The organism is Achromobacter aloeverae (assembly GCF_004121055.1).
GTDB classification, from domain to species: Bacteria; Pseudomonadota; Gammaproteobacteria; order Burkholderiales; family Burkholderiaceae_B; genus Bordetella_C; species Bordetella_C aloeverae.
Genome location: NZ_PYAL01000006.1, coordinates 232,253 through 251,090 on the forward strand (window position 1 = coordinate 232,253; position 18,838 = coordinate 251,090).

Annotated in this window: 16 protein-coding genes; 12 read left to right on the forward strand and 4 right to left on the reverse strand. The window is 64.4% G+C overall.

Translation table 11 applies throughout. The annotated features are described in order from the left end of the window. Positions 1-72 precede the first annotated feature (72 nt). Both C7R54_RS20265 and C7R54_RS29295 read right to left on the reverse strand, forming a co-directional pair. Complete coding sequence (locus C7R54_RS20265; RefSeq protein WP_129152240.1) at positions 73-714, reverse strand: histidine phosphatase family protein; 642 nt, start codon at positions 712-714, stop codon at positions 73-75. Between the two features lie 256 nt (positions 715-970). Then, entirely contained in the window at positions 971-1,402 is a 432-nt protein-coding gene (locus C7R54_RS29295) for a hypothetical protein (RefSeq protein ID WP_240039622.1), read from the reverse strand. A 367-nt stretch (positions 1,403-1,769) separates the two neighbouring features. Between C7R54_RS29295 and C7R54_RS20275 the strand changes: the two genes are divergently transcribed. Continuing rightward, complete coding sequence (locus tag C7R54_RS20275; protein WP_129152241.1) at positions 1,770-3,080, forward strand: solute carrier family 23 protein; 1,311 nt, start codon at positions 1,770-1,772, stop codon at positions 3,078-3,080. Between the two features lie 360 nt (positions 3,081-3,440). Then, entirely contained in the window at positions 3,441-3,917 is a 477-nt protein-coding gene (gene greA, locus C7R54_RS20280; protein ID WP_129152242.1) for a transcription elongation factor GreA, read from the forward strand. Between the two features lie 118 nt (positions 3,918-4,035). Here greA and C7R54_RS20285 read toward each other — a convergent pair whose 3' ends face one another. Beyond that, a complete protein-coding gene (locus C7R54_RS20285; protein WP_129152243.1) occupies positions 4,036-4,650 on the reverse strand; it encodes a YhbY family RNA-binding protein in 615 nt (204 codons plus the stop codon). A 17-nt stretch (positions 4,651-4,667) separates the two neighbouring features. On the opposite strand from C7R54_RS20285, the gene C7R54_RS20290 reads away from it, so the two are divergent. The 5 genes from C7R54_RS20290 to C7R54_RS20310 all read left to right on the forward strand — a co-directional run bounded on the left by C7R54_RS20290 (position 4,668) and on the right by C7R54_RS20310 (position 10,660). Further along, a complete protein-coding gene (locus C7R54_RS20290; protein ID WP_129152244.1) occupies positions 4,668-5,303 on the forward strand; it encodes an RlmE family RNA methyltransferase in 636 nt (211 codons plus the stop codon). A gap of 185 nt (positions 5,304-5,488) precedes the next feature. Next, positions 5,489-7,375: an ATP-dependent zinc metalloprotease FtsH gene (ftsH, locus tag C7R54_RS20295; RefSeq protein ID WP_129152245.1), complete on the forward strand. Its 1,887-nt coding sequence runs from the start codon at positions 5,489-5,491 to the stop codon at positions 7,373-7,375. Positions 7,376-7,396: 21 nt separating this feature from the next. Next, complete coding sequence (folP, locus tag C7R54_RS20300) at positions 7,397-8,236, forward strand: dihydropteroate synthase (RefSeq protein WP_129152246.1); 840 nt, start codon at positions 7,397-7,399, stop codon at positions 8,234-8,236. Continuing rightward, the gene (glmM, locus tag C7R54_RS20305; protein WP_129152247.1) at positions 8,233-9,573 is read left to right on the forward strand and encodes a phosphoglucosamine mutase; all 1,341 of its coding nucleotides are present in this window, start codon (positions 8,233-8,235) and stop codon (positions 9,571-9,573) included. Before folP ends, glmM begins: the two co-directional genes overlap by 4 nt. A 250-nt stretch (positions 9,574-9,823) precedes the next feature. Beyond that, positions 9,824-10,660, forward strand: a complete 837-nt coding sequence (locus tag C7R54_RS20310) for a GNAT family N-acetyltransferase (protein ID WP_129152248.1) — start codon at positions 9,824-9,826, stop codon at positions 10,658-10,660. A gap of 108 nt (positions 10,661-10,768) precedes the next feature. Here C7R54_RS20310 and ppx read toward each other — a convergent pair whose 3' ends face one another. Then, a complete protein-coding gene (gene ppx, locus C7R54_RS20315) occupies positions 10,769-12,256 on the reverse strand; it encodes an exopolyphosphatase (protein WP_129152461.1) in 1,488 nt (495 codons plus the stop codon). 178 nt (positions 12,257-12,434) lie between these two features. Between ppx and ppk1 the strand changes: the two genes are divergently transcribed. The 5 genes from ppk1 (at position 12,435) to pstB (ending at position 18,672) form a co-directional block, all read left to right on the forward strand. Further along, on the forward strand, positions 12,435-14,504 hold the full coding sequence (gene ppk1 / locus C7R54_RS20320; RefSeq protein WP_129152249.1) for a polyphosphate kinase 1: 2,070 nt from the start codon (positions 12,435-12,437) through the stop codon (positions 14,502-14,504). A 275-nt stretch (positions 14,505-14,779) separates the two neighbouring features. Further along, a complete protein-coding gene (gene pstS / locus C7R54_RS20325; protein ID WP_129152250.1) occupies positions 14,780-15,814 on the forward strand; it encodes a phosphate ABC transporter substrate-binding protein PstS in 1,035 nt (344 codons plus the stop codon). Positions 15,815-15,957: 143 nt separating this feature from the next. After that, positions 15,958-16,974 carry a phosphate ABC transporter permease subunit PstC gene (gene pstC, locus C7R54_RS20330; RefSeq protein ID WP_129152251.1) on the forward strand — a complete coding sequence of 339 codons (1,017 nt, stop codon included), beginning with the start codon at positions 15,958-15,960 and terminating at the stop codon, positions 16,972-16,974. An 11-nt stretch (positions 16,975-16,985) separates the two neighbouring features. After that, positions 16,986-17,843 carry a phosphate ABC transporter permease PstA gene (gene pstA, locus C7R54_RS20335; RefSeq protein ID WP_129152252.1) on the forward strand — a complete coding sequence of 286 codons (858 nt, stop codon included), beginning with the start codon at positions 16,986-16,988 and terminating at the stop codon, positions 17,841-17,843. Between the two features lie 55 nt (positions 17,844-17,898). Further along, positions 17,899-18,672, forward strand: coding sequence for a phosphate ABC transporter ATP-binding protein PstB (pstB, locus tag C7R54_RS20340; protein ID WP_057653238.1), 774 nt, complete (start codon positions 17,899-17,901; stop codon positions 18,670-18,672). Positions 18,673-18,838 lie beyond the last annotated feature (166 nt).

The window sequence follows — 18,838 nt, forward strand, 5'->3', positions numbered from 1 at the left end:
GACGGCTCTGGCCAGTCCCGCAGTCCCTCATGCCGAGGCGCGCTGGTATTCGAATCCGGGCGGCCAGGCGGCTCAGACGATATCGTCGCCTGCCGCGTCGATGTGGCTGATGTCGCCCCAGCCCATGATGCTCCAATGCCCGTCCGCATGACTCAGGCGGTTGACGGCGGTATTGAGCAGCACGGCGTCGCGCGGGTGGTTCAGCGGGATGCGCTGCGCATGACGCCAGGCGATGTCGAGTACGCCGCCATGGGCGAACAGCAGCACGCGGGCGTCGGGATGGCGGGCGACCACGTCTTCCATGGTCGTCACCACGCGGTCGCGGAACTGGCGCAAACTTTCGCCGCCTTCCAGCTGGCGGTCGGGCTCCCGGCTGCGCCAGGCCGCCGCGGCCTCGGGCTGGTGTTGTTCGAGTTCATCCATGGCCAGGCCCTCCAGCACGCCGTAGCAGCGCTCGCGCAAGCCGGGTTCGGGGCGCACGCGCAGTTGCAGCAGGTCGGCCGCCGCCTGGGCGGTATCGTGGGCGCGTTGCAGGTCGCTGCTGTAGATGGCCTCGAACGGGCCGGTCTGCGCATCGCGCGTCAGGCGCCGGGCCAGCTTCGCGGCCTGGCTGGCGCCTTCCTCGTTGAGCGGAATATCCTTCCAGCCTTGCAGGCGGCGGGCGCGATTCCAGGGGGTTTCGCCGTGGCGGATGAGCCAGATTTCGGTAGTCATGGGGAATGGCGGGGCGCGGCGGCCGGGCGTGCGCGCCAGTACGGTCAGGTCGGGTTGGCAACACCCGCGATGGTACCGAGAAATGGACAAGGGCGCCTTCGCGCCCGTGTAAATGGACAGAGGCGGCCGAGGCGTCCTTGTGAACGGATAGGGGGGCCGTGGCGCCCTTGTGAACGGACAAGGGGGGCGTGGCGCCGTTGTGAACGTATAAGGGCGCCGTGGCGCCCTTGTGCTTGTCCGTTGCCCCCGTCCTTCCTCAGGCGGTGATCGAGCCGCTCGCTTCCTGGGCGATCTGCTGCTGGAGCTGGGTGATCTGGCCTTGCAACTGCATGGCCTCGGAGTTCAGGGACTGAAGTTGCGCGTTCTTTACGTCCTCCGACACATTGCTGGCCTGCAGGCGCTGGATCTGCTGCTGGACCTGGCGCAGTTGCTCCTGCAGCTTTTCCAGTTGCTGCTGTTCCGCGCTGGAATCGCTGGAGGAGGACGACGAGGCGCCCGCGCCGCCCATCGCGCCGGCGCCGCCGGCCTTCTGGCTGCTGGCGGCGCCCGAGGCACCCGCCACGCCGCTGGCGGCCTCGGTGCTGCCGGAACCGTCGGTGCCGTTGGCCTGGCTGGACGATTGCGTGGTCCGGGAATTGACTTGCGTATAGGACGCCAGCGTGCTGGTCAGGGAGGAAATCGACGTCATGATGGAAAGGCTCCGATGTCAGATTGGCCGCCGCTCGCCGTCCATCCGCATTGATGAACGGTCCCCGCGGCGCGCGGGACGCTGGCGTGGCGGCTTGCTCCGAAGCGCGCGACCAGCTGATAGTGCATAACGATTAACGACGGGCTTTCAGAAAACCTTAAGCGCCTCTAAACTTGCGGCCGCCTTGTCATCCATGTGTTTGGATGTAAATAAGGCGTAACGACGGCGGTAATGTATCCGCACTATTCCTCCGTTGTTCCTAGCAGCCTTGCAACTTCATCAATCTTTCGCAATTGATCGCGAGCCTATGGCCGCGATCCTGCGGCCTATCTTCATAAAACCTGCCTGATTCAAACCGGGGGAGTGCATGCCAGGTTCCTACTTTCCACGCTGGCGACTGATCCGGGAGCTGGTGCCCGGGACCGTCATGGCGCCCGATGAACGCCTGCCCTGGCCCAAGACCGCCGCCATGGGCTTGCAGCATGTCGTCGCGATGTTCGGCTCGACGGTGCTGGCGCCCCTGCTGATGGGGTTCGACCCCAACGTCGCGATCCTGATGTCGGGCGTGGGCTCGCTGGTCTTCTTCCTGTTCGTCGGCGGCCGCGTGCCCAGCTACCTGGGATCCAGCTTCGCCTTCATCGGCGGTGTCATCGCGGTGACCGGCTATGCCGGCGCCGGGCCTAACCCCAACGTCGGCGTGGCGCTGGGCGGCATCATCGCCTGCGGCGCCGTCTATGCGCTAATCGGCGCCCTGGTCTGGGTGGCCAATGCCAGGACCGGTGGCGGGGCAGGGTGGATCGAGGCCTTGATGCCGCCGGTGGTCACCGGCGCCGTGGTGGTGGTGATCGGCCTGAACCTGGCGCCGATCGCCGCCAAGGGGGCCATGGGCGCATCAGGCTTCGACGCCAGCATGGCCATCGTCACGATGCTGTGCGTGGGCATAATCGCGGTGCGCGCCAAGGGCATGCTGCAGCGCCTGCTGATCCTGGCGGGCCTGGTCGCGGCTTGCGTGATCTACGCCATTTGCGCCAATGTCATGGGCCTGGGCAAGCCGATCGACTTCTCGGCCGTCGCGGCGGCGCCCTGGCTGGGGCTGCCGCGGTTCGCCGCGCCGGTCTTCTCCGCGCCCGCGCTGGGCTTGATCGTGCCGGTCGCCATCATCCTGGTGGTGGAAAACCTTGGCCACATCAAGGCCGTCAGCGCCATGACCGGCCAGGACCTGGATCGCTACCTGGGCCGCGCCTTCGTCGGCGACGGCGTGGCGACCATGCTGTCGGGCGCGGTCGGCGGGACGGGCGTCACCACCTACGCGGAAAACATCGGCGTCATGGCCGTGACGCGCATCTACTCCACGCTGGTCTTCGTGGTCGCCGCCTTGATCGCCATCCTGCTGGGTTTCTCGCCGAAATTCGGGGCATTGATCCAGACCATACCGGGCCCGGTGCTGGGCGGCATGTCGGTGGTGGTCTTCGGGCTGATCGCCGTCGCCGGCGCACGGATCTGGATCGTCAACCGGGTCGACTTCGCCGACAACCGCAACCTGATCACCGCCGCGGTGACCGTGATCATGGGCGCCGGGGACTTCACGGTCCATCTGGGCGGATTCGCGCTGGGCGGGATCGGGACAGCCACTTTCGGCGCCATCATCCTGTACGCGCTGCTACGCCCGGCACGCTGATTCGGAGATATTGGGGACGGCTTGCAATTCCCCTGAAAGTTGCCGACAATGTCATCTGCTTGCCCCGGTTCAGATCCGAGCCGGGGTTTTTTGTCGCCGGGCCGCCCCATGACAAGAAGCGTCCCTGTTGCATATCTCCAGGGCCGCAAGCGGCGCGAGACGCGCCAAAAGGGGGCGGTTTTGTTTTTTGGTCGAAGCTTGCCGCCGCCGGTTCGATTACGGCTCAGGAAGAGCGGGCTCGAGGCGAGGAGCGTATCGGATTCCCCCTGTCGCGGTGCGCCGTAAGACGCACTCCCGCCTGGCACGACCTTGGTCTGAACGCTCCCTGGTGGGGCGTTTTCTACTTTGTTGGGAAAAGTTATGTCTGCGATTCCGTTGACGGTGCGCGGCGCCAAACGCCTGCACGAAGAGTTGCACCGGCTCAAAACCATCGAACGGCCTTCGGTGATCAATGCCATCGCCGAAGCGCGCGCGCAGGGCGACCTGTCCGAGAACGCCGAATATGACGCCGCGCGCGAGCGCCAGGGCTTCATCGAAGGCCGCATCGCCGAGCTTGAAGGCACCTTGTCCAACGCGCAGATCATCAATCCGCAGGAACTGGACACGGACGGCCGTGCGGTTTTCGGCGCGACGGTGGAGATCGAGGACCTGGATTCGGGCGATCGCGTGGTCTACCAGATCGTCGGCGACGTGGAGGCCGACATCCGCGCCAACATGATTTCCGTGTCCAGCCCGGTTGCCCGTGCGCTGATCGGCAAGTCGGAAGGCGATGTGGTGGAAGTACAGGCGCCTTCTGGCTTGCGCGAATACGAAGTCATCAGCATCCAGTACCTGTAATCCCTGGCCGTCGTCCAGGCATGAGCCAGGATGACGGAGGCCCCGCCCGAAGGCTTGGATAGTGGCCTGGACGGATGGTGGCCTGGATATATGGCGGCGGCTTGCAGCCGCCCCCGCGTCAGCGCTTGGCCGACTTGCGTCCCACCGTGCCGCGCTGGATGCCGGAACGGGCGCCGGCCCGCAGGCTCAAGGCGCTGCCGGTGCGGCGCGGAATGCCGTGCGCCGGGGCGGCGGTCTTGCGGGTGCTGGGGCGCATGGGCTTGCCGGCCTTGTTCAGTTCGGATGCCGCATAGCGGTTGCGCGGCGCCTCTTCTTCCTCGCGGCGCGGCGCGCGAGAGGGCTTGGTCAGGGTCTTGCCGGCGGCGGCCAGCTTCTTCGGCACGTGGGGCTCGGACGCCTTGCGCTTCGGGCGGGCGTCGCCCGCGGGCGCGGCTTGTGGCAATACCGACACGCCGTTGGCCAGCGGACGATAGAGAATCAGCATTTTGCCCAGGTGATGCACCGGCGCGCAGGATAATACGTCGCAAATGTGCGCCAGCATCTCCTCGCGGGCTTCGCGGTCGTCACCCCCCGCGCGCACCTTGATCAGGCCGTGCGAAGTCAGGTTCAGATCGATTTCCTTGAGCACCGCGTCGGAAAGGCCCTTGTCGCCGATCAGGACGACGGGGCGCAGCGGATGGGCGGCCGAGCGCAGGGCGCTACGTTCGCGGGATGTAATTTCTAATATAGGCATGGCGGAATTGTACGGGAATGGCCAAGAATAAATTCTCCAAAGACTGGTTGCACCAGCACATCAACGACCCTTATGTGAAGATGGCGCAACAAAAGGGTTATCGGGCGCGCGCGGCCTTCAAGCTGCTGGAAATCATCGAAACCGAGAAACTTCTCCGGCGGGGCGACATCGTCGTCGACCTGGGCTCCGCCCCCGGCAGCTGGTCCCAAGTGGCGCGCGAGCGCCTGGTCGGCCCCGGCGGGGTGATAGACGGCCGTATTTTCGCCCTGGATATCCTGCCGATGGAGCCCATCGCGGGCGTCGAATTCATTCAAGGCGACTTCCGCGAGGACGCCGTTTTGAAACAATTGGAAAATCTTTTGGAAGGCCGGGCGGTAGACCTTGTAATTTCCGATATGGCCCCCAACCTGTCGGGAGTCGAGTCCGCCGACGCCGCGCGCATCCAGCATGTTTGCGATCTCGCTCTCGAATTTTCACGCGCCCATCTGAAACCGGACGGCGCCCTTATCGTCAAGGCCTTCCATGGAAGCGGGTTTTCGCAGATTGTCGAGTCGTTCAAGAAACGCTTCAAGCGCGTGGTCGAGCGCAAACCCAAGGCGTCGCGCTCGAACTCCTCGGAGACCTTTTTGGTTGGACGGACCCTTAAAGCCTAGCGAGGTCACTCCTCATTTCAGCCATACGCCCCTTTTTATGATCCACTCGAATTAATCGACGATCCTTAGGGATCAGCCCACGCATGCCCTCCACGGGGTAGAATGGCTATTGACATACTTGTGGTTGTGTCCTATGGCAATGCTTGCCGCAGCCACCGGTCAGAATCGAAAGCAGGAGATTCGCCTTGAACAATTCATTTTCCAAAGTCGCGGTCTGGATGGTGATCGCACTTGTGCTGTTCACGGTATTCAAGCAGTTCGACGGACGCACCCAATCGCAGGACGGCGTCAGCTATACGCAATTCATGGATGATGCCAAGGCTGGCCGCATCCGCAAGGTGGACGTGCAAGGCGACGTGCTCTACGTGACGCCGGACGCGGGCCGCCCGTATACGCTGACTTCGCCGGGCGACTTGTGGATGGTCTCCGACCTGCTTAAGTACGGTGTGCAGGTTTCCGGCAAGGCGCGCGAAGAGCAGTCCTTGTTGATGAATATTTTCGTGTCGTGGTTCCCGATGCTGTTGCTGATCGGGGTCTGGATATTCTTCATGCGGCAGATGCAAGGCGGCGGCCGCGGCGGTGCATTCAGCTTCGGCAAGTCGCGTGCGCGCATGCTGGACGAGAACACCAACCAGATTACCTTCGCGGACGTCGCCGGTTGCGACGAGGCCAAGGAAGACGTGCAGGAACTGGTGGATTTCCTGCGCGACCCCAGCAAGTTCCAGAAGCTGGGCGGCCGCATTCCCCGCGGCGTGCTGATGGTCGGTTCGCCGGGTACCGGCAAGACGCTGCTGGCCAAGGCCATTGCCGGCGAGGCCAAGGTGCCCTTCTTCAGCATTTCGGGTTCGGACTTCGTCGAAATGTTCGTCGGCGTGGGCGCGGCTCGCGTGCGCGACATGTTCGAGAACGCCAAGAAGCATGCGCCCTGCATCATCTTCATCGATGAAATCGATGCGGTCGGCCGCCAGCGTGGCGCGGGCCTGGGCGGTGGCAACGATGAGCGTGAACAGACCCTGAACCAGATGCTGGTGGAAATGGACGGCTTCGAGTCCGGCCAGGGTGTCATCGTCATCGCCGCCACCAACCGTCCCGACGTGCTGGATCCGGCGCTGCTGCGCCCGGGCCGCTTCGACCGCCAGGTCGTGGTGCCGCTGCCCGATATCCGCGGCCGCGACCAGATCCTCAAGGTCCATATGCGCAAGGTGCCGCTGTCGCCCAACGTCGACGCGTCGGTGCTGGCGCGCGGCACGCCGGGTTTCTCCGGCGCCGACCTCGCCAACCTGGTCAATGAGGCCGCCCTGTTCGCTGCCCGTCGCAATGGCCGCACGGTGGACATGTCCGACTTCGAAAAGGCCAAGGACAAGATCATCATGGGCGCGGAACGCCGCTCCATCGTGATGCCCGAGGAAGAGCGCAAGAACACCGCGTACCATGAATCCGGCCACGCCATCGTCGCGCGCATGCTGCCCAAGACGGATCCCGTGCACAAGGTCACCATCATCCCGCGCGGCCGTGCGCTGGGCGTGACCATGCAGCTGCCGGAAACGGACCGCTACAGCATGGACAAGCTACGCTTGCTGAGCACCATTGCCGTATTGTTCGGCGGCCGTATCGCCGAAGAACTCTTCATGAACCAGATGACGACCGGCGCGTCGAACGACTTCGAGCGCGCCACCGCCATCGCCCGCGACATCGTCACCCGCTACGGCATGACCGACGAACTGGGCCCCATGGTCTATGCGGAGAACGAAGGAGAGGTGTTCCTGGGCCGCAGCGTCACCAAGACCACGCACGTGTCGGAAGCGACCATGCAGAAGGTCGATTCCTCGATCCGGCGCATCATCGACGAGCAATACGGCGTCGCGCGCAAGATCCTGGAAGACAACCGCGACAAGGTCGAGGCCATGACGGCCGCGCTGCTTGAGTGGGAAACCATCGACGCCGACCAGATCGACGACATCATCGCCGGCCGTCCGCCCCGTCCGCCCAAGACCCCCCAGGGTCCGTCGGACTCCACCGATACGCCGCCCAGCGGCCTGGCGACCGGTGGCAGCACCGCCGCGGCGGTTTGAGGGCGGTACGGTCAGTAGACTATGGCCAATAATTTTTTGTGCGGGCGCTTCGAGTTCGACCTTGAGCGCCCGCTGGTCATGGGTATCGTCAATACCACGCCCGATTCGTTTTCCGACGGCGGTGCGCACGACGATCCCGATTCCGCCATCGCGCATGCGCGCAAGCTGATCGCCGATGGCGCCAGCATTCTCGATATCGGCGGCGAATCCACGCGCCCCGGCGCACCGGAAGTCTCCGAGCAGGACGAGCTCGCGCGCCTGCTGCCCGTGGTCGAGGGCCTGCGCGATTGCGGCGTGCCGCTGTCCATCGACACCTACAAGCCTGGCGTGATGCGCGCGGTGCTGGACGCCGGCGCGGACATGATCAACGACATCTACGGTTTTCGCCTGCCGGGCGCCATCGAGGCGGTCGCGCGGACGCGCTGCGGCCTGTGCGTGATGCATATGAAGGGCGAGCCGCGCACCATGCAGGACGACACGACGTATGCGGACCTGCTGGGGGAGATCGGCATCTTCCTCGGCGCCCGTGCGCAAAAGCTGCGGGCGGCCTGGGTCGACCCGCGCCGCATCGTGCTCGATCCCGGTTTCGGGTTCGGCAAGACGACCGAGCAGAACTATCAGTTGCTGCGCCGGCTGGCCAGCCTGCGCGTCTCCAGTTATCCGCTATTGGTGGGACTTTCCCGCAAGTCCATGATCGGCAACGTCACCGGGCGGCCGGTGGGCGACCGCCTCGCCGGCAGCATCGCCGGTGCGCTCGCCTGCGTCGCCCGGGGCGCCTCGATCGTGCGGGTGCATGACGTGGCGGAGACCGTCGATGCTTTGAAGATTTGGCAAGCCGTTGAACAGGGAGCTGCAGCATGAGTCAACGTAAGTATTTCGGCACCGACGGGGTGCGGGGCGAAGTGGGCGGCCCGGTGATCAATGCGGAATTCGCATTGCGCCTGGGCTACGCCGCCGGCCGCGTGCTGGCGGGCAAGTCTTCCACCGCGGGACGTCCCAAGGTGCTGATCGGCAAGGACACTCGCATTTCCGGCTATATGCTGGAGTCCGCCCTGGAAGCGGGCTTGTCCGCGGCCGGCATCGACGTGCTGCTGGCCGGCCCCGTGCCGACCCCGGCGGTTGCCTACCTGACGCGCGCGCTGCGCCTGTCGGCCGGCATCGTCATCAGCGCCTCGCATAACCCCTACCAGGACAACGGCATCAAGTTCTTTTCCTCGGGCGGCATGAAGCTGCCCGACGAGGTCGAGAACGCCATCGAGGCGGCGATCGACGAGCCGCTGGGTTGCGTGGGCTCCGAGGCGCTGGGCCGTGCGCGGCGTATCGATGATGCCGCCGGCCGCTATATCGAATTCTGCAAGAGCACCTTCCCCAACGACCTGGATCTCAAGGGATTGACGCTGGTGGTGGACGCCGCGCATGGCGCCGCTTATCACATCGCGCCCCATGTTTTCCGGGAGCTGGGTGCCGAGGTCCACGCCATCGGCGTGCAGCCCGACGGCTTCAACATCAACAAGGGCGTCGGCGCCTTGCATCCGGACTCGCTGGCGGCCGAGGTCCGCGCGCGTGGCGCCCAGCTCGGCATCGCGCTGGATGGCGACGCCGACCGCCTGCAAATGGTGGACGGCGATGGCCGCATCTACAACGGCGACGAGTTGCTGTACGCCATCGTGCGCGCGCGCATGCAGCTGGCTCCGGTGGCCGGGGTCGTCGGCACGTTGATGACCAACTACGGCTTCGAACGCCAATTGCAGAAACTGGGCGTCGGTTTCGAACGAGCCGCCGTCGGCGACCGCTACGTGCTGGAGCAGATGCAGGCGCGCGGCTGGCTCTACGGCGGCGAGAGCTCCGGCCACCTGATCTGCCTGGATTGCCACACCACCGGCGACGGCATCATCGCCGCGCTGCAAGTGCTGACGGCGCTGCGGCGCAATGCGGCGACGCTGGCCGAATGGCTGGGCGAGCTGCGCATGTATCCCCAGGAGATGATCAACGTGCCGTTGACGCCCGGCGTCGACTGGCGCACCCACGCTGGCCTGGCCCAGGCGCGCACGGACGTGGAAGCGCAGTTGGCGGGACGCGGCCGCGTGCTGATACGCGCATCGGGGACCGAGCCCAAGTTGCGGCTGATGGTGGAGGCCGAGGATGCGCGACTGGCCCGTGCCAGCGCCGAGCAATTGGCGGCATCCCTGGCCGGATAGGACGTAAAAAGGGCCGCCATGGCGCAAGCGTGCGGCCCGTTCCCCCCGATTTGTGACAGTTTTTTGATACTGAAGTCGTATAAACGACTTAGTCCTTAGTCAATACTGCAGACTTATTCTTTTCGGGTAAAAAGCCGTAAAACCCGGCCAGGCCGACCCGCCACGAGGCTTCACAGTCACGTAACATGTCGGTCAATTACCTGACATATAAGGCGTCCACACTATGCGGACACCCTAGGAGTTGGCCCAAATGCTCGAACTAGTTCGTATCGAATCCGATCGCACCACGGCGGAAGCCTGGTCCGGTCCCGCCTCGACGGGACTGGTTGTCGGCCTCGCTCGTACGACGGAAGAGATCGAGGAAATACAGCGCTTGCGCTACCGCGTCTTCACGGAAGACATGGGCGCGGTTTTTCCGGATGCCCAGGACGGCATTGACCAGGATCGTTTCGATCCCTGGTGCGAACATCTCATGGTGCAAGAACTGGACACGGGTCGCGTCGTCGGCACCTATCGCCTGCTCACGCCGGAGAAGGCGCGCGAAGCGGGCGGGTACTACTCCGCCTCCGAGTTCGACCTGACTGGCCTGGGCCCCTTGCGCGACCAACTGGTCGAGGCCGGACGGTCCTGCACCCATCCCGATCACCGCAACGGCACGGTCATCATGCTGCTGTGGTCCGGCGTGGCGGAGTACATGCGCCGCGGTGGGTACCGTTATCTGCTGGGCTGCGCCAGCGTCAGCCTGCGCGACGACGGCGTGACCGCCGCCGAAGTGTGGCGCGCCGTCGCGCCCCATCTGAAGGACAAGTTGCTGCCCAGCGTCGAACCGCTGCATCGCTACCCGGTCGATAAGTTGAACAGCACGACCCTGCCGGCCCGTGTGCCGCCGCTGATCAAGGGTTACCTGAAGCTGGGCGCCAAGATCTGCGGGGAGCCGGCCTGGGATCCCGATTTCAATGCCGCGGACTTCCCGGTCTTGCTGGACATGCTGGCCATGGACGAGCGTTATCGCCGGCACTTCGGCCTGCCGGCAGTCTCGGCGGAACAAGCCGCCCAGGCCGACGGCCTGGCCCGCAAGGTGGCCTAGCCGCCGGGGGATCGGCGGCATTTATCCTTTATCCTGGACAGGACGATGCGCCGAACCCTTAGACGAATGAAGATCCGGCTGGTACGGCGGGCAACCCGCCGTTTTCGCCTAAAGCTCAAGCAGCTCGAACGAGAAACCTACTTTTCGCCATTCTGATTCCTCGCTCCGCAGGGTGAAGTCGCTGAGCGGGTGGGCGGCCAGCCATTCGCTGTCGATCCGGACCACGATGGACTTGTCGCGCACCGACAGCGTCAAGGGCAGGGTGGCGAGATCTTCGCGGCGCCGCAACAACAGCACCGCCAGGCGCAGGCACAGCACCGCCAGCCACTGGTCGCGCGTGCGCACCAACGGCTCCAGCTTCGCCAGCTTGCCCTGGTGGCCCAAGGCCAGCATGGCAAGCACCTGCTGGTCGGCGCGGGAGAATCCCGGCATGTCGGCGTTGCCCAGCACGTAGGCCGAATGCTTGTGGTAATCGTTGTGTGCGATGGACAGTCCGACCTCATGGAGGTCGGCGGCCCAGCCCAGCAGGTGCTTCAACTCTCCGCGCTCGCTGTCCGGCGACGTCAGTCCCGAGAACAGCGCCAGGGCGCAGCGCCGAACACGCGCCGCCTGGTTCAGGTCGATGTGATAGCGCCGCATGAACTGGCGCACCGATTCATCGCGCTTGTCGTGCTGGTCGTCGCGGCCGAGCAGGTCGTACAGCACGCCCAGGCGCAAGGCGCCGTCGCCGGTGTACATGACGTCGATGTTCAACTCATCGAACAGCGCGCTCATGATGGCCAGGCCGCCGGGCAGCACATCGGCGCGTTCGGTCTTGATGCCCGGCAGCTCCGACGGGATGACGCGGCCCGAACGGATGATGCGGTCCTTGAGCTTGTTCAGACCGGCGCGGGTAATGCCCGTCGTGGAAAAACCACATTCCGTGAGTATGGCGAACAGCGCCTTGGCGGTGCCGGACGAGCCGTAGGCCTCTTTCCAGCCCATCTTGCGATACTGCTTCGAGATGACTTCGATTTCGCGCCGCGCGGCCAGTTCGGCCTGCTTCATCTGGTGCGAGTCCACCACGCCATCCTGGAAGAACTGGCGGCTGTAGCTGACGCAGCCCATGTACAGCGACGACATCAGGCCCGGTTCGAAGCCCTTGCCGATGATGACTTCGGTGGAGCCGCCGCCGATGTCGATCACCAGCCGCTTGTTGGCCGAAGGGGGCAGGGTGTGGATCACGCCGGAGAAGATCAGGCGCGCTTCCTCGCGGCCCGCGATGACCTCGATGGGAAAGCCCAGCGCCGCTTCGGCGCGCGGCAGGAAGTCGGCGGTGTTGCGGGCAACCCGGAAGGTATTGGTGGCGACGGCGCGCACCCGGTTGGGATGGAAGCTGCGCAGCCGTTCGCCGAAACGTTCCAGCACCGCGACCGCACGGTCGATGGCCTCCGGGGACAGGCGCTTGTCGGCGTCCAGGCCGGCAGCCAGGCGCACGGTTTCCTTGAGGCGGTCGATCTGGTAGATCTGTTCGGAACCCTCCTGCTGCGTGACTCGGCCTATGGAGAGGCGGAAACTGTTGGAACCGAGGTCGACGGCGGCGAGAAGATGATCCATGCGGCGCTGCAATAAAGACATTGATGCGCTCCATTATAGAGACCCAATATGACCGCGCCCCGGGAAGGGCGCACGAGTGTGAAATTCCGGTTACGCTTATCGCGCTCGTCATGGAACTGTCACGAAACTGAAGTAAAAAGCCCCCGCGTCTCACTGACATAAACATAACGGACTCTGCATGACTCAGAAAGCGGTCGAGCCCTGGTTCCTGAATCGGGAACTGTCGCTGCTCAAATTCAATGAACGTGTTTTGGCGATGGCCGAGAACCCCGCCACGCCCCTGCTGGAACGCCTGCGCTACGTCTGTATCGTCAGTTCCAACCTGGACGAGTTCTTCGAAATCCGCATATCGAGCCTGAAGGCGCAGCAATTGCAGACGCCCAACCTGGTGGGCAGCGACGGACTGACGCCGGGCGAGGCCTATGCGCAGGTGCAGGAAGCCACCCACGCCCTGGTGGCGCGGCAATACGACCTGTTGAATGACGAGATCCTGCCCCGCATGGAACGCGAAGGCATCACGCTGCATCACGCTTCGGAATGGAACGAGGCGCAGCTGCAGTGGGCCCATGCGACCTTCACGCGCGATGTCATGCCGCTGCTGACGCCGATCGGCCTGGATCCGGCGCATCCTTTCCCCCGCGTCTACAACAAGAGCCTGAACTTCATCGTGCCGCTGTCGGGCACGGACGCTTTCGGACGCAAGGCGTCGATCGCCATCGTGCAGGCGCCGCGCGCCTTGCCGCGCCTGATCCGCATGCCCAGCGAGCTGTCGGGCCACGAGGACAGCTATGTGCTGCTGACGTCGCTGATGCGCGCGTTCGTCGGCGAACTCTTCCCCGGCATGACGATGGCGGGCTGCTACCAGTGGCGGGTCACCCGCAACAGCGACCTGTACGTCGACGAAGAAGAAGTAACCAACCTGCGCCTGGCGCTGCAAGGCGAACTATCGCAGCGCAATTTCGGCCTGGCCGTGCGGCTGGAGATCGACAAGCTGACCCCGCCGGACCTGGAGGCCTTCCTGCAGCGCGAATTCTCGCTGGGGCCTTCCGACACCTATCGCGTCAACGGGCCGGTGAACCTGTCGCGCCTGATGCAGCTGTGCAATGTCGCCGACCGGCCGTCCCTGCTGTTCCCGACGTACCGCGCGCCCGTGCCGGCGCCCTTCGATCGCACCCTGGATCCGGGCGAGATGTTCGACGCCATCGCGGCGGGCGACCATCTGCTGCACCACCCCTACCAGTCCTTCCAGCCTGTCATCGACTTCCTGACTGCCGCCGCGCTGGATCCCGAGGTCATGGCCATCAAGCAGACCATCTACCGCACCGGCGAGGACTCCGAGCTGATGCAGATCCTGCTGGCGGCGGCGCGCGCCGGCAAGGAGGTGACGGTGGTCGTGGAGCTGATGGCGCGCTTCGACGAGCAGACCAATATCAACTGGGCCGCCAAGCTGGAGGAGGTGGGCGCGCACGTCGTCTACGGCGTGGTGGGGCACAAGACGCACGCCAAGATGGCGCTGGTGCTGCGCCGCGAAAAGGGCCGTTTGCGCCGCTACGCCCATCTTGGCACCGGCAACTACCATCCGCGCACGGCCCGGCTATATACGGACTTCGGCCTGCTGACCGCGGATCCGGCCATCTGCGAGGACATGGACAAGGTGTTCTCGCAGCTGACCGGCCTGGGGGCGCGGCGCAGCCTGAAGGCCTTGCTGCAATCCCCGTTCAGCATGCATGACGGCATGGTGGCGTTGATCCGCGCCGAGGCGCGGGCCGCGCGCGAGGGCAAGAAGTCGCGCATCATGGCCAAGATGAATTCCTTGCTGGAAGCCGGCGTGATCCAGGAGCTCTACGAGGCCAGCCAGGCGGGCGTGAAGATAGACTTGATCGTGCGCGGCGTGTGCGCCCTGCGGGCGGGCGTGCCGGGCTTGTCCGAGAACATCCGCGTGCGTTCCATCGTGGGCCGCTTCCTGGAGCACTCCCGGGTTTTCTACTTCTACGCGCAGGGCAAGGAGACGGTCTACCTGTCGTCCGCGGACTGGATGGACCGGAACTTCTTCCGCCGGGTGGAGATTGCGTTCCCGATCAACGACAAGGCGCTGAAGAAGCGGGTGATCGACGAAGCCTTCACCTATGCCTTGCGTGACAACCAACTGTCCTGGCAGCAGCAGCCCGACGGCAATTTCACGCGCGTACGCAGCCGCGGGACGCCGTTTTCCCTGCATGAATACCTGATCGAGCGCCTGGGCGTCTGACACCTGCGCAGGGGGCGGCGCCGCGGCCGGGCGCCGTCAGTCTCGCTTAGTCGCCGGGCCGCCTGGACGGGATCGGCCGCCGGGTATTCATATTGTTTCAAATTATTTCCATTTTCGTTGCGTGGCCCGGGAGCGCTCTGTCCCCGTCACTTTTTGACCAGTATGTGACTGTCACTATCGTGTCACATAGCCTCCGTAAGATCCGATCCCGTGACACAAGACAGGCGTGTTGACGTCTGCCGCACTTCACCAACAAGCACGAGAAGGAATCCACGATGCGTGTCTTCAAGCAAATTTCCGTTGGCTTCGCCCTGAGCGCCGCCGTCTTCGCCGTCCAGGCCGCCGACGTGACCGGCGCCGGTGCGTCGTTCCCCTATCCCGTCTACGCCAAGTGGGCGTCGGACTACAAGGCCGCCACGAACAATGCCGTGAACTATCAGTCGATCGGTTCGGGCGGCGGCCAGCAGCAGATCATCGCCAAGACCGTCGATTTCGGCGCTTCGGACGATCCCATGAGCGGCGCCGACCTGGACAAGAACGGCCTGCTGCAATTCCCCGCCGTGATCGGCGGCACCGTTGCCGTGGTGAATATCGACGGCGTGCCGGCCGGCAAGCTGAAGCTGTCGGGCCAGGTCCTGGCTGACATCTTCCAGGGCAAGGTCAAGAAGTGGGACGACGCCGCGATCAAGAAGCTGAACGGCGACATCAAGCTGCCGTCGGCCGACATCATCGTCGTGCACCGTTCGGACGGCTCGGGCACTACCTTCGGCTGGACCAACTACCTGTCCAAGGTTTCCGCTTCGTGGAAGGCGGAAGTGGGCGAAGGCAAGTCGGTCAAGTGGCCCGTGGGCCAGGGTGGCAAGGGTAACGAAGGTGTCGCCGCCTACGTCGGCCAGCTGAAGAACTCCATCGGCTACGTCGAATACGCCTACGCCAAGCAGAACAAGCTGGCCTGGACGCAGCTCGAGAACAAGGACGGCAAGTTCGTCCAGCCCGAGCAGAAGGCTTTCGCCGCCGCCGCCGCCAACGCCGACTGGAAGAGCGCGCCCGGCATGGGCGTGGTGCTGACGAACGAACCGGGCGCCGCTTCGTGGCCCGTGACGTCGGCCACCTTCATCCTGGTGCACAAGGTGCAAGACAAGCCGGTGCAAGGCAAGGCCGTGCTGTCGTTCTTCGACTGGGCCTTCAAGAGCGGCCAGCAAGCCGCCGAGGCGCTGGACTACGTGCCGCTGCCCGAGGCCGTGACCACTGAAATCCGCGCCTCCTGGAAGGAAATCAAGGGCGCCGACGGCAAGGCTGTCTGGCAGTAAGCGGGTGGCATGAACGGATCGCCGGGTAGCAAGACCGGGGTCCGGCCATCCGGCGCAGCAAGCCCGAGGGGATGCTCATCCCCTCGCACCACGGGCTCGGGCAGGTCGTCCGGGCCCGCTTTCTCAGCAAGGAAAGCCCATCCATGAGCGCGGTAATGGATAATAATGTGCCGGTCTCATCCGCTGAGCCGGGCATAGCAGCCCAAGGCACACCTTCTCCCATGAAGCAAAATTCAAACGCGCTGATGGATGCGCTGTTCAAGAACCTCACGCGTCTATTCGCTTTTCTCGTATTCAGCCTGTTGGCGGCGATACTCATATCGCTGATCTACGGCAGCCGCGAATCGCTGGCCAAGTACGGACTGTCCTTCCTCTGGACCAACGACTGGGATCCGGTCAAGCAGAGCTACGGCGCCGTCGTTCCCATCCTGGGCACGCTGGCCACGTCGGCCATCGCGTTGATCATCGCGGTGCCGGTGTCCTTCGGCATCGCCATCTTCCTGACCGAACTGTCGCCGCGCTGGCTGCGCCGTCCGCTGGGCACCGCCGTGGAAATGCTGGCGGCCATCCCGTCCATCATCTATGGCATGTGGGGCCTGTTCGTCTTCGTTCCGGTGTTCCAGCAATATGTGCAGCCGGGTCTGATCGAGGTGTTGAGCAGCATTCCGCTCATCGGCGGCATGTTCGCGGGCCCGCCCTTCGGCATCGGCATCTTCACCGCCGGGTTGATCCTGTCCATCATGATCACGCCCTTCATCACCGCCGTGATGCGCGACGTGTTCGAGCTGGTGCCGCCCATGCTCAAGGAATCCGCGTACGGCCTGGGCAGCACCACCTGGGAAGTGATGTGGAAAGTGGTGCTGCCGTTCACCAAGAACGGCGTCATCGGCGGCATCATGCTGGGCCTGGGGCGCGCCCTGGGCGAAACCATGGCGGTGACCTTCGTCATCGGCAACTCCTTCAACTGGACGGGGTCGCTGTTCTCGCCGGGCAATTCGATCGCGTCGTCGCTGGCGAACGAGTTCAACGAGGCCGGCGGCCTGCAGAAAGCGGCGTTGCTGAACCTGGGCCTGGTGCTGTTCATCATCACCACCATTGTCCTGGCCCTGTCCAAGGTATTGCTCCTGCGCCTGTCGCAGAGCGAAGGCAAGAAGAGCTGAGGAGCAGAACCATGGCCACGTCCGTACTCAATATGCAGAACTCGATCTACCGGCGCCGCAACCTGGTGAACAAGGTCATGCTGACCCTGTCCATGGGCGCGCTGGTGTTCGGCCTGTTCTGGCTCTTCTGGATCATCGTCACGCTGCTCGCCAAGGGCGGCAGCGCCTTGTCCTTCACGCTGTTCACCGAAATCACGCCGCCGCCGGGGCAGGCCGGCGGCTTGATGAACGCCATCGCCGGCAGCTTGCTGATGGCGGGCGTGGGGACCTTGATCGGCACGCCGGTCGGCATCCTCGCCGGGACCTACCTGGCCGAATACGGCCAGCGCGGCTGGCTGGCGCCGGCCACGCGCTTCCTCAACGATGTGCTGCTGTCCGCGCCGTCCATCATCATCGGCCTGTTCATCTACGCGGTGTACGTGGCGCAGGTCGGCCACTATTCCGGCTGGGCCGGTTCGGTGGCGCTGGCCATCCTGGTGGTGCCGGTGGTCGTGCGCACGACCGACAACATGTTGCTGCTGGTGCCCAACGGCCTGCGCGAGGCAACCGCCGCGCTGGGTTGCCCCAAGTGGCGCATGGTCACCATGATCTGCTATCGGGCGGCCCGCTCCGGCATCATGACCGGCGTCCTGCTGGCCATCGCCCGCATCGCGGGCGAGACCGCGCCGCTGTTGTTCACGGCGCTGTCCAACCAGTTCATGTCGTTGAACATGAACGCGCCGATGTCCAATCTGCCGGTGGTGATCTACCAATACGCCGCCAGCCCGTTCAAGGAATGGAACAACCTGGCCTGGGCCGGTGCGACGCTGATCACGTTGGTGGTGCTGGCCATCAACATCATCGCGCGCAATATGTTCCGCAAGCACTGATCGCCCGTACTGAACTCATATTGCCGCGCCTGGCGCGCGGCACTCGGGAAACGAAATGGAAAAAAACGCTACCCTGGCCTCGAAGATCGAGGTGAAGAACCTGAACTTCTACTACGGCAAGTTCCATGCGATCCGCAACGTGAACATGTCGATCCGCGAGAAGAAGGTCACCGCCTTCATCGGCCCGTCGGGCTGCGGGAAGTCGACGCTGCTGCGCACGTTCAACCGCATGTTCGAACTGTATCCCGGCCAGCGCGCCGAGGGTGAAATCCTCATCGACGGCGAGAACCTGCTGACCACCAAGACGGATATCTCGCTGATCCGCGCCAAGGTCGGGATGGTGTTCCAGAAGCCGACGCCGTTTCCCATGAGCATCTACGACAACATCGCCTTCGGCGTGCGCCTGTTCGAGAAGCTCAGCAAGGGCGAGATGGACGAGCGGGTCGAATGGGCCCTGAGCAAGGCGGCGCTGTGGAACGAGGTCAAGGACAAGATCCACCAGAGCGGCAGCAGCCTGTCGGGCGGCCAGCAGCAGCGCCTGTGCATCGCGCGCGGCGTGGCGATCAAGCCTGAGGTCCTGCTGCTGGACGAGCCCTGCTCGGCGCTGGATCCGATTTCCACCGCCAAGGTGGAAGAACTGATCGCCGAGCTGAAGAACGAGTACACCGTGGTCATCGTGACCCACAACATGCAGCAGGCCGCCCGCTGCTCGGATTACACGGCCTACATGTACCTGGGCGAACTGATGGAATTCGGTGAAACCGACCAGATCTTCGTCAAGCCCAAGCGCAAGGAAACGGAGGACTACATCACCGGCCGCTTCGGCTGAGGATGGGAGGCCGGGCGCCGAAGGCCGGTGCCCGACCCACGCAGGAGAACGGCGCGGGTTACGCGCCATTTTTTCGACCCCGTTTTCTTAAAAATGGGGACGCATAAACTCATGCGAACTATGAATTAACGGCCGCGATTTCGCCCGATTAAGGGCTGAAGCCGTT